The sequence below is a fragment of the Micromonospora sp. NPDC004704 genome, from assembly GCF_053601675.1.
In genome coordinates this window covers 94416-110493 of record NZ_JBSGCD010000003.1, presented here as the reverse complement: position 1 = coordinate 110493, position 16078 = coordinate 94416, and the positions used below count along the sequence as shown (strand labels likewise).

The 16078-nt window shown below is 72.2% G+C and carries 16 protein-coding genes and 1 riboswitch; of the genes, 4 read left to right on the top strand and 12 right to left on the bottom strand.

Annotation, left to right across the window (positions count from 1 at the left end; genetic code table 11):
• Positions 1–188 precede the first annotated feature (188 nt).
• The 3 genes from ACWEFB_RS04805 to ACWEFB_RS04795 all read right to left on the bottom strand — a co-directional run bounded on the left by ACWEFB_RS04805 (position 189) and on the right by ACWEFB_RS04795 (position 2965).
• A complete protein-coding gene (locus ACWEFB_RS04805) occupies positions 189–1682 on the bottom strand; it encodes a hypothetical protein (RefSeq protein WP_452282280.1) in 1494 nt (497 codons plus the stop codon).
• The gene (locus tag ACWEFB_RS04800; protein ID WP_452282278.1) at positions 1679–2251 is read right to left on the bottom strand and encodes a SigE family RNA polymerase sigma factor; all 573 of its coding nucleotides are present in this window, start codon (positions 2249–2251) and stop codon (positions 1679–1681) included. The genes ACWEFB_RS04805 and ACWEFB_RS04800 overlap by 4 nt, the downstream gene beginning before the upstream one ends.
• Before the next feature lie 93 nt (positions 2252–2344).
• Complete coding sequence (locus ACWEFB_RS04795) at positions 2345–2965, bottom strand: TetR/AcrR family transcriptional regulator (protein ID WP_452282276.1); 621 nt, start codon at positions 2963–2965, stop codon at positions 2345–2347.
• An 81-nt stretch (positions 2966–3046) separates the two neighbouring features.
• Between ACWEFB_RS04795 and ACWEFB_RS04790 the strand changes: the two genes are divergently transcribed.
• Positions 3047–3577: a GNAT family N-acetyltransferase gene (locus ACWEFB_RS04790; protein ID WP_452282274.1), complete on the top strand. Its 531-nt coding sequence runs from the start codon at positions 3047–3049 to the stop codon at positions 3575–3577.
• Between the two features lie 18 nt (positions 3578–3595).
• On the opposite strand, the gene ACWEFB_RS04785 is transcribed toward ACWEFB_RS04790, so the two are convergent.
• From ACWEFB_RS04785 to ACWEFB_RS04775, 3 genes are all read right to left on the bottom strand, one after another.
• On the bottom strand, positions 3596–4096 hold the full coding sequence (locus ACWEFB_RS04785; protein ID WP_452282272.1) for a VOC family protein: 501 nt from the start codon (positions 4094–4096) through the stop codon (positions 3596–3598).
• 112 nt (positions 4097–4208) lie between these two features.
• Positions 4209–4973, bottom strand: coding sequence for a TIGR03943 family putative permease subunit (locus ACWEFB_RS04780; protein WP_452282270.1), 765 nt, complete (start codon positions 4971–4973; stop codon positions 4209–4211).
• Positions 4973–5929, bottom strand: coding sequence for a permease (locus ACWEFB_RS04775; protein ID WP_452282774.1), 957 nt, complete (start codon positions 5927–5929; stop codon positions 4973–4975). Before ACWEFB_RS04775 ends, ACWEFB_RS04780 begins: the two co-directional genes overlap by 1 nt.
• Before the next feature lie 319 nt (positions 5930–6248).
• Positions 6249–6355, top strand: a riboswitch (TPP riboswitch).
• A gap of 79 nt (positions 6356–6434) precedes the next feature.
• Between ACWEFB_RS04775 and ACWEFB_RS04770 the strand changes: the two genes are divergently transcribed.
• The 3 genes from ACWEFB_RS04770 to ACWEFB_RS04760 all read left to right on the top strand — a co-directional run bounded on the left by ACWEFB_RS04770 (position 6435) and on the right by ACWEFB_RS04760 (position 9429).
• Entirely contained in the window at positions 6435–7007 is a 573-nt protein-coding gene (locus tag ACWEFB_RS04770; RefSeq protein ID WP_452282268.1) for an ECF transporter S component, read from the top strand.
• A 114-nt stretch (positions 7008–7121) separates the two neighbouring features.
• Positions 7122–8591, top strand: coding sequence for an ABC transporter ATP-binding protein (locus tag ACWEFB_RS04765; RefSeq protein ID WP_452282266.1), 1470 nt, complete (start codon positions 7122–7124; stop codon positions 8589–8591).
• A gap of 37 nt (positions 8592–8628) precedes the next feature.
• Positions 8629–9429 carry an energy-coupling factor transporter transmembrane component T family protein gene (locus tag ACWEFB_RS04760; protein ID WP_452282264.1) on the top strand — a complete coding sequence of 267 codons (801 nt, stop codon included), beginning with the start codon at positions 8629–8631 and terminating at the stop codon, positions 9427–9429.
• Positions 9430–9564: 135 nt separating this feature from the next.
• On the opposite strand, the gene ACWEFB_RS04755 is transcribed toward ACWEFB_RS04760, so the two are convergent.
• From ACWEFB_RS04755 to ACWEFB_RS04730, 6 genes are read right to left on the bottom strand one after another with little or no spacing between them, the layout of a single operon-like run.
• Complete coding sequence (locus ACWEFB_RS04755; RefSeq protein WP_452282262.1) at positions 9565–10209, bottom strand: hypothetical protein; 645 nt, start codon at positions 10207–10209, stop codon at positions 9565–9567.
• 27 nt (positions 10210–10236) lie between these two features.
• The gene (locus ACWEFB_RS04750; RefSeq protein WP_452282261.1) at positions 10237–11496 is read right to left on the bottom strand and encodes an ABC transporter permease; all 1260 of its coding nucleotides are present in this window, start codon (positions 11494–11496) and stop codon (positions 10237–10239) included.
• On the bottom strand, positions 11493–12272 hold the full coding sequence (locus tag ACWEFB_RS04745) for an ABC transporter ATP-binding protein (RefSeq protein WP_452282259.1): 780 nt from the start codon (positions 12270–12272) through the stop codon (positions 11493–11495). The genes ACWEFB_RS04750 and ACWEFB_RS04745 overlap by 4 nt, the downstream gene beginning before the upstream one ends.
• On the bottom strand, positions 12269–13528 hold the full coding sequence (locus ACWEFB_RS04740) for an efflux RND transporter periplasmic adaptor subunit (protein ID WP_452282257.1): 1260 nt from the start codon (positions 13526–13528) through the stop codon (positions 12269–12271). The genes ACWEFB_RS04745 and ACWEFB_RS04740 overlap by 4 nt, the downstream gene beginning before the upstream one ends.
• A gap of 41 nt (positions 13529–13569) precedes the next feature.
• The gene (locus ACWEFB_RS04735; RefSeq protein WP_452282255.1) at positions 13570–15297 is read right to left on the bottom strand and encodes a sensor histidine kinase; all 1728 of its coding nucleotides are present in this window, start codon (positions 15295–15297) and stop codon (positions 13570–13572) included.
• Complete coding sequence (locus ACWEFB_RS04730) at positions 15294–16022, bottom strand: response regulator transcription factor (RefSeq protein ID WP_452282253.1); 729 nt, start codon at positions 16020–16022, stop codon at positions 15294–15296. The genes ACWEFB_RS04735 and ACWEFB_RS04730 overlap by 4 nt, the downstream gene beginning before the upstream one ends.
• Positions 16023–16078 lie beyond the last annotated feature (56 nt).

The following is a 16078-nucleotide window of genomic DNA, read 5'->3' as shown; positions in this document are numbered from 1 at the left end:
CCGACCGATAATAGGTGCTGGTCAATGTTTTGGTGGGGTCGTCAAAGCGACAGGAGATTCCGCCGACAAACCCATAGAGATCGATCATCAGCTATTGCTATGGTTGTGCCAGTTGATTCTGTCCTTTGTGGATGGCAATGGAGGCCGCAATCTCGTCGCCGAGGGTCACCGACGACCGGGACGGCGGCTCACTCCTCGTCCCAGGCATCCACCTCACGGTTTCCCTGGTCATTGCCGAACGTCGCGGGCGTACCGGTCGCCAGCACCACACCGGCCGCGTCGAGCGCCTCCACCACCGGTCCGGTGGAAGCGGGGTACGGAACCGCCAGCACCGCGCCCGAGGAGACGACCTGTCCCCGAACCACCTCCCGCCCGTCGCGCAGTACCCGTACGGTGACGGCCGCAGCGGGGGTCACCACCAGCAGCGCCCGCCCCTCCTCGTCCAGCGGTACGGCGAGCACACCGCCCGGATCAGCCGGGTCCGTACGCGAGTCGAACAGCACCCCGGTGCCGATCACCCGGTCCGGAGCCGGTCGGTCGTAGTCGACGTCCAGCCGTCCCAGCCAGCCGCCACCCTGAGCCGGGGCGGCCACCACCGTCGCCCGCCCGTCGAGAGATCGGTTCACTCCGCCCGGGGGTGTGGAGGCCGCGCCCGGGGTGCCACCGGGCCCGATCGAGGACTGGCCTGCCGGAGCGGACCCGCTGATCCGTCCACCCCAGACCACCTCGGGCAGCGCGGTCGCCCGGTACCCCCACGACTGGGCCGCCATGTACGCGAGCACAGGGGCGCGATCCGGGTCGACCATCCCACGCGCCCGGGACAGAGACCGTGTCACCTCCTCCTCGCCGAGCCGCTCCGGGGCGAGCGAACCCGGACCGGGACGCAGTAGCCGGACCACCCCGTCGCAGGTCACCCGCCACCACTCGGCCCGCGCCGTGAGCGGTGTCCGGACCAGGTATGAGCCGGTCGGCTCGACCGTCCACCGATCCAGGTCGGTCACCGGGGCGGTGGCGAAAACGCATCCGTCCGGGACGATCGCCACGTGCACCCCCTCGGCCTGGGTGCCGGGCCTGAGCGGGGCGGTGGCCACGCTCTCATAGGGTTCGAGCCCGTCGGACAGATCCCGTACCACCGCACTGAGCCCCAGCTCGGTCGGGCCGGCGCCCTCGTCGGCGGCCAGCCACACCGACGCGTACGGCCACCCGGTGTCGGGGTCGGGCTTCTCTCGGACGAACGCGGCGAGTGCGATCCGCCGCCCGCCGACGTCGTCGGCGAAAAGTACCTTCACGTTGTGCACCGGAACGGTCAGCCGGTCGAACTCACCCCGGCGCTGGGCCGCGAGCAGGATGCCGGCGAGGGCGTCGACATAGGTCCGGTCCTGCCCCACCGCCCCGCGCGGCGGCGACCGGAGCAGCTTGTCGCCCCACGCCAGGACCCGCTGGAAGGCGTCGCCCGGGTCGGCGGGTTCGACCACCGGTGGCCGGTGCGCCGTACCCACCGGTCCGGCGACAGCCAGCGCGCCACCGGTCAGGGTGACCACCACGGCGGTCACCAGGCCGACCGCCCGCCGCCGCAGGGACCGCCGGTACCGGGCGCGGACCCGGCCGTACGGATCCGGCTGCGGCCGGAGCGTGTGACTCAGATCGTCCAGCGCCACCCGCAGTTGCTCGTCCACCGTCATCGCGCCACCCGCAGTCGCTCGTCCACCGTCATCGCCCCACCCCCGTGCTCGTCGTGATCCAGGGGCCGCCCGCGACCACCGTCACCACCGCCGACGGGGGTTGCCAGTGCCACGCGCAGCCGGGCCAGGCCCCTCGACGCGAGGCTCTTGACCGAGCCGACGGAGCAGCCCAGGGTCGCCGCGACCTCCGCCTCCGGCAGGTCGGCCACGTACCGCAGCACGATCACCGCACGGGTACGGGGGCCCAGCTCGCGCATCGCCTCGTGCAGGGCGTGCCGGTCCGCCACCGCCTCCGTCAGGTCGCGTACGGGCCGGTCCGGCAGGAACGCCGTCAGCACCTCGTGCACCCGGTGCCGCCGCCAGCTACTGATGTGCTGGTTGATCATCATTCGCCGCAGGTACGCCATCGGCTCGTCGATCCGGTGCCAGCGCCGCATCACCTTCACCAGCGCCGACTGCACCAGATCCTCGGCATCCTCCGCCGACCCGGTCAGGTGGTACGCCACGCGCAGCAGATCCAGATAACGCGCGTCGACGAACTCCCGGAACTGCTCGTCGTCTTCCGACATGGGCCTCCGCTCGGTCGGTCACCCATCACGACTCGCACCGGGCACCAAAGGTTGAGCCGACCCCGGAAAAATCCGGAACCTGCCCGCCTGCCGTTATCCGGTCACGGGCGGATCAGCGGGTGGTGCCGGGTGCCCGAGGGTGCCGAGGAAACGGTCGAGGAGGTCGACCTGCCGGGCGGGCGGGAACTGCGCCTGGTCGAACAGTGCCTGCACGACGAGCCCGTGGGCGAAGGCGGCGGCGATCACCACCACCTGGTCCGGATCGGTCGCGGCCGGCAGTTCCCCGAGGTCACGGGCGGCTTCGACGTGTGTGCGCAGCCGGGTCCGCCAACGGTCGTACCGGGCGGTCTGACTGGCGCCGAGCGCCGGGTCGGCCAGTGCCGCGTCCCAGAAACTGACCCAGGCCCGGCTCCCCGCCGTCAACTCGGGGGTCACCGGGAGCACGTCCAGCAGGGCGGCCCGCAGCGCCGCCAGCCCCGGCCCGGTGGCGACCTGCCGGGGGCGGGCGGCGGTGCGTTCCTCGGCCAGGTCCAGAGCGTGCCGCAGCAACGCCTTCTTGCTGGGAAAATAGTGGCTGACCAGGCCGGTCGAGGCGCCCATCCGGGCGGCGACGGCACGCATGGTCAGGCCACCGAAACCGTGCTCGGCGAGCACGCCCCAGACCGCGTCGGAGACGTCCCGCCGCCTCGCGTCATGGTCACCCTTCGCGGGCATCGCGCCCTCCCCACCGGTACGGCCAACGCCCTATAGTACGTAACAAACGTTTGGTACGTACATTCTCAGTCTGGAGCCCCGATGCTCGGTCATCCCCTCGCCCCCGGCGCCGACCTCCGACCGCTCGAACCCTGGCAGGCGGCCGAGTTCGCCGGGTACGTCGAACAACACCGGGCGCACCTGGCCCCGTGGCTGCCCTGGGCCGTGACCATCACCGACACCGAATCGGCCCGGCGGTTCCTCCAGCGCTACGCCGACTCCCAGGCCGCCGACGGGGGCCGGATCTTCGGCATCCGGCTCGACGGCGCACTCGTCGGCGGGGTCCTGTTCCGGGTCTTCGACCCCCGTGCCGGGGTCTGCGAGATCGGGGTCTGGCTCGCCCCGCAGGCGCAGGGCCGGGGGCTGGTCACCCTGGCCGCCCGGCACCTGATCGACTGGGCGCTCGGCGTACGCGGTCTGTCCAGGGTGGAATGGCGCACGGTCCCCGACAACAACCGCAGCATCGCGGCGGCCCGACGGCTGGGCATGACCCGCGAAGGTGTGCTCCGCCAGGCGTTCCCGCACAACGGCGTACGCCACGACGTCGAGATCTGGGCCCTGACTTCGGCCTAACCCGACGGTGGTCCCCGGTCAGCTCGGGCCGGCGAACCCGCCCCTGGGCTCGATCAGTTCGAGGTTGGTCCCGTCGGGATCGTTGAAGTACGCGACCCGGGTGCCGACCGCGTCCGGCGGGGTCACCTCGTCGGCGGCGAAGGTGTACGGCTCACCGAGGAAGTCGTACCCGGCCTCGCGCATCCGGGTGTGGACCGACCGGAGGTCGTCCACCTGGAAGCAGAGATGCATCGATCCCGGCCGGTTGGCGGCGGACTGGCCGGGAGCACCGATGGGATCCTCGAACTCGATCAGGTCGATGCCGAGATTGCTCAGGTGGAAGGTGGCGTAGCGCAGCTTCGACACGGGCAGCCCCTGCGCGTGCGCGAAGCCCTGACCCTTCATGCTCTCGTTGTCGACCGCCGGCTCCAACCCGGTCAACGCCCGGTAGAAGGCGACCGAGCGGTCGAGGTCGGAGACGGAGATCCCGACGTGTGCGGCCGTGTCGAGGCCGAACGAACCCTCTGGTGTGCCTGGCATGCTGTTCCCTTCCACGGTCCCGGTCACGCCCGCGCGTGCCGATCCCATGGCAGTGCCCACTGGCCGGGGAACTAACCGTCGAGCCGGGCAACTCACCCCGACCGGCCTCGCTTCACTCGTACGGTTGCTTCGGTGGGTCGACCTGGCGCCACGACTCCACCTCGAGGTACGGGATCTCCTCTTCGTTGACCGGGTCCTTGGCGATCCGGTCGGAGTAGCGGCCGACCACGTCGACCCAGGTGTCCGGGGCCAGGCCGGTCGGCGGGTCGCCGGCCAGGCCGAGCTTGATCGGCCGACCGTCGGCAGCACAGCAGGACAGGATCATGCGGGCCAGGATCGGTTCGCCGTTGGCTCCGGTGGCGACGAAACCGGTGAGCTGCACCCGCCGGTCGCCGAGCGAGACACCCTTGTCGAAGATGGCCCGGGAGGCATAGTCGAGCACCCCGATCCGGACCGGGTCACCCTCGGGCAGCGGCGGATAGTCCGACAGCGGCTGACTGCCGAGGGCGGTCCCGGCCTGACCGGCCGCGTACGAGCCCAGGGCCGGTGGGGCGACCAGGAGCAGGCCGAGCACGGGCAGGATGAGCAGCCAACCGACCCGCGGCTCGTGGTGGCCCTTGCCCCCGTGCCCGTGGTCGTGCCCGTGGTCGTGGTCCTCCTCGGCCGACCCCTCCACCGCCGCCCCGGACGTACGCCGGGCCGGGCGCAGGTCGTGGACCAGGGTCATCACCGCCACCGCGATCAGCAGGATCGCAGACCCGATCAGGAAGGGTTGCAGCCCCTCCTTCACGTAACGCAGGTACATGTCGGTGAGGCTGGCCTTGAGCACCGCCCCGCCGAGCAGCAGCAACACCACCGCCTGTGCCTGTCGGTTCATCAGAGCACCACCGCTCCCACTCCCACCGCCACCAGTACGGCGACCGCGAACGTCGCCGGGGCGAACCGGAACGCGAACCGCCGCCCGAAGACACCGGCCTGCATCGAGATCAGCTTGAGGTCGACCATCGGCCCGACGACCAGGAACGTCAGCCTGGCGGTGAGCGAGAACTGGGACAGCGACGCGGCCACGAACGCGTCCGCCTCCGAGCAGATCGACAGCAGCACCGCGAGGACCGCCAGCGCCAGCACCGACAGGACCGGGTTGTCGGCCAGGGTCTGCAACCAACGCTCCGGCACCAGCACGTTGATGCAGGCCGCCGCCATCGCACCGAGCACCAGGAAGCCGCCCGCGTGCACCACGTCGTGCCGTACGGCCGAGAAGAACGCCCGCCCCTTCGACAGTCCGTCCAGGTCGGGGCGGTGCGGCAGCCGGATCCAGTCGGCCCGGCCCAGCCGCAGCCAGAGCCAACCCATCAGCATCGCCACGATCAGGCTGGCGACGCCCCGGCCGACCACCATCTCCGGGTTCTGCGGGAAGGCGACCGCGGTGGCGGTGAGCACGATCGGGTTGATCGCCGGGGCGGCGAGCAGGAACGCCAGCGCGGCGGCCGGGGTGACGCCCCGGCGGATCAGCGACCCGGCGATCGGGACCGCGCCGCACTCGCAACCGGGCAGGATCACTCCCGCACAGCTCGCCACCGGTACGGCCAGCGCCGGATGTTTCGGCAACGCCTTCGCCCAGAAGGAACGGGGCACAAAAACCGCGATCACCGCGCTGAGGACCACCCCGAAGACGAGGAACGGCACCGCCTGCACCATCACCGAGACGAAAACCGTGGTCCAGGTCTGCAGTCGTGGGCCGGAGATCGCGTCGGCGATCGGGCCACGGAAGACGACCAGCAGGATGAGGAGCCCGGCGAGCACCTCCACCGACCCGATCCGGTCGCCGAACAGCCGTTGCCGGGGTGGTGGGTCGCCTGCTGCGGGCGTACCGCCGGGGGTGGTGTGGGCGCGGGCGGGACCGGTGGTCGAACCGGGCGCGGCGCTGTCGACGGTGCCGGTGGTGGGCGGGATCGTCCAGTCGATCTCGTCGCCCGGCCCGGCGCGGCGTTCGGTCGCGCGGTCGGAGGCGGTCACGGCGTCTCTGCTCTCCTCGCTCGGCCGGGTCCGGGGGCAGCTCACCCTAACCCGAGCCCCGGTGTCCACCACCACACCCGATCGATACGGCGCTGTGCCGCGCCGCCGGTCGGTGCTAGCGTCCCCGAAACAACTTCACATCCGACAGGGGAGCGCACAGCGCTGAGAGTGCGGGATGACATCCGCAGACCCTCGAACCTGATCTGGGTAATGCCAGCGCAGGGAGTTCGGTCATGCTCCGGCCGCGCCGGAGTCCGGCACGACGCCGGGCCGAGGCGTGCGACTTCTCCTGGTTCACTTTCGAGAACTGGGAGCCAACATCATGAACAACCGCTGGCGGACGCTCGACATCGTCATCGCCTCGACCCTCGGGGTGGCGTTCGGCGTCATCTTCTGGGCCTGGGGCCTGCTCTGGAACGGTCCGGCCGACGCCATTCCGCTGCCCGGTCGCGCCGTGATCTACGGGGTGTGGCTGGTGCCGGCCGTCCTCGGCGCACTGGTGATCCGCAAGCCGGGTGCGGCCCTCTACACCCTGACCCTGGCCGCCCTGGTCTCGGTGGCCCTGGGCACGAGCTGGGGTTGGACGCTGGTGGTCCAGGGCCCGATCGAGGCCGCCGCCGCGGAGCTGGCCTTCGCCGTGTTCGCGTACCGGATCTACCGGCTGCCGGTGACCCTGCTGGCCGCCGCCCTGGCCGGTCTCGCCGCCGCCATCTACGACATCTTCGTCTGGTACCCCGGCACCGCCTGGGACAGCTTCCGCCTCCCCTACCTGGCCCTAACCACCGCAAGCTCCCTGGTAGTGGCCGGCCTAGGCAGCATCGCCCTAACCCGAGCCCTAGCCAACACCGGCGCCCTGGACCGCTTCCCCGCCGGCCGCACCCGCCCCACGGTCTAACCCCCACCCGGCCCGCCGGGCCCCTTCGGCGTTGATCATGAAGTTAGCGACGATTCGATCTTGTTCTGAGGTATCTAACTTCATGATCAACGGCTAGAGGGAGGGGTGAGTGGGGTGGGTGGGGTGGTTGTTGGGGGGTTTGGGTGGAGGCATGCGGGGCGGAAGGGGTGGGCGGTACGGGGGGTTGATCTGCGGGTTGCGGTTGGGGAGCGGGTGTTGTTGCTGGGGGGTTCGGGGGCGGGGAAGAGCACGTTGCTGGCCGCGCTCGCGGGGCTGCTCGCCGAGGACTCCGGGGAGCAGGCGGGGCTGATCGAGGTCGACGGAGCCGATCCGCGTACGGTCCGGGACCGGGTCGGCATCCTGTTCCAGGACCCGGAGAGCCAGCTCGTGATGGCACGGGCCGGCGACGACGTCGCGTTCGGGCTGGAGAACCGGGGCGTGCCGGCCGGCGAGATCTGGAACCGGGTCGACGAGGCGATGCACCGGGTCGGCTTCCCCTACGGACGGGACCGCTCCACCGCCGCCCTCTCCGGCGGCGAGCAGCAACGGCTCGCCCTGGCCGGCGTACTCGCGCTCCGGCCCCGGCTGCTCCTGCTCGACGAACCCACCGCCAACCTCGACCCGGCCGGCGCCGCCCTGGTCAGGGCAGCGATCGCCGCCGCAGTGGACCGCGACACCACCCTGATCCTGGTCGAACACCGGGTCGCGGAGGCACTCCCCCTGGTCGACCGGGTCGTGGTCCTGGAGCCGGGCGGCGGCATCCGCGCCGACGGCAGCCCGGACGAGGTCTTCGCCGCGCACGGGGACGCCCTCGCCGACGCCGGGGTCTGGGTACCCGGCCGGTCGGTGCGGGCCCGACCGGCGACCACCGCCGCCGGCGACCTGTTGCTCACCGCCGACCGGCTCGGCCTACCACCCCGGCTGGCCCCGACCGATCTGACCGTACGGGCGGGCGAGGCGGTTGCCGTACTCGGGCACAACGGGGTCGGCAAGACCACCCTGGCCCTGCAACTCGGCGGGCTGATGAAACCGGCGACCGGTCGACTCGAGGCCACCTCCGCCCTGGCCGGAACCGACGCCGGTACGCCACCGCACCGCTGGCGGGCCAAGTCCCTGGTACGCCGGATCGGCTCGGTCTTCCAAGACCCCGAACACCAGTTCCTCGCCGGTACGGTCTTCGACGAACTGGCCCTCGGGCCACGCCGGACCGGACTCCCGGAACCCGTCGTACGCTCCACAGTGGACGATCTGCTCGTCCGGCTCCGGCTGGACCGGCTCGCCGGGGCGAACCCGTACACCCTCTCCGGTGGTGAGGCGCGGCGGCTGAGCGTGGCGACCGCCCTGGCCACCGCGCCCCGGCTGCTCGTACTCGACGAGCCGACCTTCGGCCAGGACCGACGTACCTGGATCGAGCTGGTCGACCTGCTCGCCGACCTGCGCGACGCCGGGCACGGCATGGTCACCGTCACCCACGACGCCGACTTCGTCACCGCGATCGCCGACCGGACCGTGACCCTCTCCGGCCGGGACGACCCCGCGCCCGACCCGGTCCCCGACGGCGTGAACCGGGGAGTCGCGGCGTGAACCGGGTAGAAGCCCGCGTGAACCGGGGAGTTGCGGCGTGATCAGCACTGGGCCGGTGGGGAGGGCGACGGCGCCGCTGGCTCGGCGCAATCCGGTGGCGAAGCTCGCTGCCGCGCTGGTGTTCTCGTTCACCCTGGTCGCCACGATCGACCCGGTCGCGCCCGCCGTCGCGATCGCCATCGAGCTGGCCGTGCTGCCCCTGTTCGGCCTCGGCTACGGCACCCTGGCCCACCGAGCCTGGCCACTGCTGATCGGTTCGCTGGGCATCGTGCTCACCATGGTGCTGTTCGCCGCCGACCGTACCGGGGCGGTGCTGCTCGACGCCGGCCCGATCACGGTCACCACCGGTGTGCTCACCTCCGCCCTGGGCCTGGTCCTGCGGGTACTCGCGGTGGCGCTGCCCGGCGTGCTGGTCTTCGCCACCACCGACCCGACCGACCTGGCCGACGCGCTGATCCAGAACGCGAGGGTGTCATCCCGGTTCGCGCTCGGCGCGCTGGCCGCGTTCCGGATGCTGCCCCTGCTCGCCACCGAGTGGCAACTGCTGGGCATGGCCCGGCGGGCCCGGGGCGTGGACGCCGGACGTAACCCGATCGCCCGGCTGCGCCTCTTCGGCGCCACCGCGTTCGCCCTGCTCGTCGGGGCGATCCGGCGCGGCACCCGGCTCGCCACCGCGATGGACGCCCGAGGGTTCGACGGCGGCACCCCGCGTACGGTCGCCCGGCGGCAGCGGTTCACCGTCGCCGACACCGCGCTGGTGGCCGGTGCCGCCGTGCTGGCCGGGGCGGCGCTGACGGTCAGCATCCTGCTCGGTACGTTCCAACCCTTGCTCGGCTGATCATCACCGCCGGCCGGTAACGCCCAGCCCCGGCCGCCGGTGTCGGTAAGCACGGCCGCCGGCGCCGCCACCCGACGGGACGATGGCGCGAGGGTTACGCGGCCGAGAGGCTCCGCACCATCCTCGGACAACCGGTCACTTCGACTGGGCCGTGACCTTCGTGGCGGTGACCGTACCGGCGGAGTTGGGTCCGTCGACGGTGACCGTGTCACCGGCCTTGAGGTCCTTGAGTGAACCGGCCCTGGCGACCGCCACGGCGGTGTCGGTGCCGGTCCGGACCGTGATCACGGTGCCGTCGGCGGTCTGGACGTACACGGTGGTGCCGTCGACCAGCTTCACCGTGCCGGTGGTGGTCTGTGCCGTACCGCCGTCGGCGTCGGGGACGCCGGTGGCGGTGCCGCCCGGTCGGCCGGCGCCGCCGGGGAAGCCGGCGAAACCACCGGCGCCGCGCTGGGCACCCCGGCCGGTGGCGGCCGAGGGACCGGTGCCGGGCGGATCGCCGTACGACTTCTGCACCTGCACCCCGCCCAGGAAACCGCCGATCAGCAGCACCGCCGCCCCGAGGTAGAGGGTTGCCCGGTTCCACCAGCGGCGACCGGCCACGGCCGCCAACTCGACGGCGAGGTCCCCGTCGTCGTCATGGCCCGCCCCGGTCGGCGGGGTGGGCGTATCGGCGACCACGAGGGGCGGGCCGACGACGGTCGGGGCGTCCGCCGCGTCGTCCCGATGGACTCCGGGCGCACCCGGCGAACGGCGACCCCATCGCACTGCTCTGCTCATCGCTGCTTCCCCGGAATCACTCGTGGCTCACTCGTAGCGGAGGGCGTCGATGGGCCGCAGACCGGCGGCCCGGCTGGCCGGCACGCTGCCGAAGAAGAGCCCGATCGCGACCGATACGCCCAGCGCCAGGGCGATCGAGCTGGGTACGACCACCGGCTTGACGCCGACGATGGTGAAATGGCTGCCGGCCAGTGCCGCCAGCACCCCCAGTCCCCCGCCAACCAGGCTGAGCATGGTCGCCTCGGCGAGGAACTGGGTGAGGATCACCCGGCGGGGCGCACCGAGGGCTTTGCGGATGCCGATCTCGCGGGTCCGCTCGGTCACCGTGACCAGCATGATGTTGGTGATGCCGATCCCGCCGACGAGCAGGCTGATCCCGGCCACCGCACCGAGCAGTACGGTGAAGGTGTCCGCGGTCTCGGTCTGGGTCTGGAGCAACTGGGCCGCATTCTGGATCCGGTACGGCGTACCCTGCGCCCGCCCGGCGGCGGCACCACCCCGAGCGACCGCACCACCCGCGACCGCCCCACCCGCCGCCGGTGCGACCTTGAGTCGCTGGTCGAGGATGGTGGCGATCTGTGCCTGGGCGTCGTCCACCCGATCCGGTCCGGTGGCCTCGACGAGCACCGAGTTGACCGCGCCGTAACCGGTCAACGTCTGCTGGACCGCGGTCAGCGGCGCGATCGCCACGTCGTTGGCGTCCTGGAAACCGGTGGCGGAACCCTTCTCCGCCAGTACGCCGACCACCGTGTAGAGCGCACCGCCGACGGTCACCTGCGCGCCGAGCGGGTCCGTACCGGGGAACAGTTCGGCCGCGACGGTCTGTCCGATCAGGACCACCCGCCGACCCTGGGCGAGGTCCGAGTCGCTGAACGCGGCACCGGTCGCGACCGAGGTGTTCGACGCACCGAGATAACTCGGGTACGTGCCGACGAACTGCGACACCTGGTGGTCGGCGCCCTGGTAGGTGATGGTCGCCGAGGCGCTCACCACCGGGGAGACCGAACGCACGTCCGGCGCCAGGACCGGGTCCTTCAGCGCCAACGCGGTCGGTACGGTGATCGCGTCGCTGCTGCTGCCGCCCCGCGCGGTGCTCTGCACGGTGAGGGTGTTGCTGCCCAGCGCGGCGATCCGGTCGGTGATCTGTTTCGCCGAGCCGTTGCCGACCGCGACGAGCAGGATCACCGCACCGACCCCGATCAGTACGCCGAGCATGGTCAGCGCCGAGCGGAGCTTGTTCACGGTGATCCCGCGTACGGCGAACCGCAGGATCTCGAAGAAGCTCATCCGATCCGCTCCAGCCGTACGGTCGCCCGCTCCGACCCGCCGTCAACGCCGGCACCGGTATCGGTACCGGCGCCCGGAACGTCCTGGCGCTGGTCGCTGGCGATCTCCCCGTCGAAGAGCCGGATCAGGCGCTTGGCCCGGTCGCCCACCTCCGGCTCGTGCGTGATCATCACGATGGTCCGACCGGCCGCGTTCAACCGGTCGAAGATGGCCAGTACGTCCGCCGTCGACCGGCTGTCCAGGTTGCCGGTCGGCTCGTCGGCCAGGATCAGCGCCGGTTCGGTGACCAGCGCACGGGCCACCGCGACCCGCTGCTGCTGACCTCCGGAGAGCTGGTTCGGCTCGTGTCCGGCCCGGTCAGCCAGCCCCACCAGGTCCAGCGCGGCCAGCGCCCGCCGACGCCGCTCGTTCGCCCTGACCCCGGCGTACGCGAGCGGCAGTTCCACGTTGGCGACCGCGCTGGTACGGGCGATCAGGTTGAACGCCTGGAAGACGAAGCCGATCCGCCGGTTGCGGACCAGGGCGAGCTGCCGGTCGTTGAGCCGGCTCACGTCCACCCCGTCCAGCAGGTACTGCCCGGTGGTGGGGACGTCCAGACAGCCGAGGATGTTCATCAGCGTCGACTTGCCCGAACCCGACGAGCCCATGATGGCCAGGTAGTCACCCGCACCGACGACCAGCGACACCCCGCGCAGGGCGTGCACGGTCGCCTCGCCCTCGCCGTACCGCTTGGTCAGCCGGCGGACGTCGAGCACCACGCGGTCCGGCGCGGTCATCGCCCGCCTCCCGCGGCCCCGGCACCCCGGGGGAAGCCGCCGCCGCCGGGAAAACCGCCACCACCGGTGAGCCCGCCGCCCGGTCGGCCGCCACCGGTGGTCCCGGTCGTCCCGGTGCTGGTGGTCCGGAGTACGACCAGCTCACCGACCTGCAACCCGGACGTCACCTGTACGGTCTGGTCGCCGGTCAGCCCGACCTCGACCGGACGGGTCACCGGCTGCCCGTCCTCCAGCACGGTGACGGTGTGCCGGTTGCCGACGGTGGTGAGCGCCGCCGAGTTGACGTAGACGGTGTTCTCCACCTGCCCGACCGTCACCGTCGCCTGGACGGTCTGGCCGGGGCGGGCGCCGGGCGGGAGCTGCGACACCCCGAACACCACCCCGTAGGTGACCACGTTGTTGCTGGTGGTGGCGTTCGGGTCGATCGAGGACAGGGTGCCGGTCGCCGTCGCACCGGCGAGCGCGTTCCAGGTGATGGTGGCCGGCTGGCCGGCCTTGAGCTTGGTCGCGTCGGCCTCGGCGACCGAGGCGGACACCTCCAGCTTGCCCAGGTCGGCGAGCTGGATGAACCCGCTGGTCGAACCACCCGACGCGGAGCCACCGGACGCCGAGCCACCGCCGGAGGAGCCGCTGCCGGAGGACGATCCCCCCGACGACGATCCCGAACCGCTCGACCCGGAACCGGACGAGCTGGACCCGGACCCGCCGGTGGAGCTGCCGACGCTGCCGTTGACGGCCACCACGGTCCCGGCCATCGGCGCCTTCAGTGTCGTGCCGTCGACCGCGTCCCGGGCGGTGTCGACGGCCAACTGGGCGGTGGTGACCTGGCTCCGGGCGTCGGTGGTGTCGGTACCGGCCGCCTCGGCGCGGTCCTGGGCCGCCCTGGCCGCGTCCAGATTGGCCTGTGCGGCGGTGAGCTGCCGGTTCGCGGCGGTCGGGTTCACCTTGGCCAGCACGGTCCCCTGGGTGACCAGGTCACCGACCTTGACCCGGATCTCGCTGACCGTACCGCCGGTGCCGAAGGTGGCGCTCGCGGTGGCGGCGCTGCGCAACGTACCGGCCGCCGACACGGTGGCGGTCACCGTGCCCTGCCCCACCGGGATCGTACGGGTGGCAGCACCGGTCGCCGCCGAACTCGACTCGGGCTTGACGAAGGAGGTGTAGATCCAGACGCCGCCGCCGATGATCGCCAGGCCGAGTACGGCGTTGACGAGCACCGACGGGCGGCGTAGCGAGACCAGACGTCGCACCGGCATGCGGGCCAGCCTGGATCGTCCGGCTCGGAACAGCCCCGGCGTCAGCTCGGAGCAAGCTGGGAACCACCGGCGTCCCCGGACGGCGGGGCACCGTCGCGAGTGGTGGTGCCCTGTTCGACGGGGTCGACCGGGGTGGGGTCCATCATGGTCGGCAACACCACCCGGAAGGTCGCGCCGACACCGGTCGCGCCGACCAGGTCGACCCGGCCGCCGTGGGCCTGGACGATCGCGGCCACGATGGCCAGCCCCAACCCGGAACCGACACCGGGAGTACGGGTACGGCTCTGGTCGACCCGGTAGAGCCGCTCGAAGATCCGTCCGGCGTGCTCGGGCGGCACACCCGGACCGGTGTCGGCGACCTCCAGCACGGCGTACCCGGCGCCGGCGCCGGGCAGGGCCGGATCGGCGGGGGCGGACCAGCGGCCGACCCGGACGGTGATCTCAGCGGTCGACGGGGTGTGTTGCAACGCGTTCGTGACCAGGTTCGCCGCCACCTGGCGCAACTGGTGCTCGTCGCCGAGCACGGTCACCGGCTCCAGCCCACCGCCGGACGGATCGGGGCCGCCGCCGGGCACCGGCGCCGGACCACCGCCGAGCGGGACCAGCCGGACCGGGCGGTCGGGGCGGCGGGCATGTGCGTCCCGGATGGTGTCGGCGGCGATCGCCAACAGGTCCACCGGTGCCCGTCGCATCGGCCGGCTCAGGTCCATGCGGGCCAGTTGCAGGAGGTCCTCGACCAGGAGCCCCATCCGGGCCGCCTCGTTCTCGATCCGGCCCATGGTCTCGTCCAGCACCGGTCCGGGTGGGGCACCACCGCGCCGGTACAGCTCGGCGAAGCCGCGGATCGAGGTGAGGGGCGTACGCAACTCGTGCGAGGCGTCCGCGACGAACTGCCGCAACCGCTGCTCGGAGACCGTACGGGCGGCCATCTCGGCGCCGATCCGGTCGAGCATGACGTTGAGCGCGATGCCCAGCCGCCCCGACTCGGTGTGCGGGTCGGCGTCCTCCACCCGCCGGGCCAGGTTGCCGGCGGTGATCTCGCTGGAGATGCGTTCCATCCGGGTCAGCGGGCGCAACCCGATCCGTACCACCAGGGCGGCGACCAGGCCGAGCACGAGCAGCACCAGCAGCATCACCGCCCCGTCGATCAGCAACAGGCCGTCCGCGGTGGCGTCGACGTCGCGCAGCGAGGAGGCCACCACGGCCAGCCCGCCGTTCGCGGTCGGCGCGGCCAGCACCCGCCAGGTGCTGTGCGAGTCCGCCGAGTCGACCGTGAACGGCTCACCGCGCTCGGCCAGGTCGGTGAGGCCGGTCAGGTCGGGCGGGGAGAGTTCGTCGTGGGACAGGACGGCGACCAGCACCCGCCCGCCCGGGTCGTAGATCACCACGGCCTGGCCGGGGCCACCGGCGGGAGCGGGTCGGCCGCCGCGGGCCGCTCCGGGTCCGAAGTCCGGGACCATACCCGCGACGTACGGGCGGATCGACCGGGCGAGCTGCTCGTCCACCCGGTCGGTGAGGTACGACCGCAGCAGCACCAGCCCGGCCGCGTTCGCCACGATCAACGCGATCGCGGTCAGTACGGCGATCACCACCACCAGCCGTGCGCGCAGGGTCCAGTGGCTCCACCTGCGTACCCGGGCCAGTCGCCGCCGCCACCGCCCGACCGGGGGTGCCGCCGTCCAGTCGGGCGGTGGCGGGGGCGGCCAGCCGGGTACGGCGGTCCCACCCGGAGGGGCGGGAGCGCCGGGCTGGCCGGGCCGGGCGGTCATTCGCCGGCCGGTCGAGGCAGCCGGAGCGCATACCCCACGCCCCGTACCGTCTGGATCAGCGGCGGGTCCCACCGGTCGATCTTCTTGCGCAGGTAGTAGACGTACGACTCGACGATCCGGCCGTCGCCGCCGAAGTCGTAACTCCAGACCCGGTCCAGGATCTGCGCCTTGCTGACCACCCGGCCGGCGTTGACCATGAGGTACCGCAGCAGGTTGAACTCGGTCGGCGACAGGTCCACCAACCGGCCGGCGCGGCGTACCTCGTGCGCGTCCTCGTTCAGCTCCAGATCGGCGTAGTGGATCACGCCCGACTCGGGTTCGACCCGGCTGCGCCGCAGGATGGCCCGGATCCGCAGCACGACCTCCTCCAGGCTGAACGGCTTGGTGACGTAGTCGTCGGCGCCGACGGTCAGCCCGGAGATCCGGTCCTCCACCGCGTCCCGCGCGGTCAGGAACAGCACCGGCACGCCCCGGCCGTCGGCCGCCGTACGCAACCGCCGCGCCACCTGGAAGCCGTCCAGGTCCGGCATCATCACGTCGAGTACGACCAGGTCCGGCTCGAACTCGGCGGCGGCGGTCAACGCCTCGTGCCCGCCGTACGCGATCCGGACCTCGAAATCGATCAGCCGCAGGGTCGCCGACAGCAACGCGCAGATGTTCGGCTCGTCGTCCACCACGAGCACCCTGGTCGACCGCCGGGCCGACTCTCCTGCCGATGGGCGCACCCGTCGACCTCCTCCCCCTCGAACTCCGGGTCATCTTTAGCCGAGCCCGCTGGGAG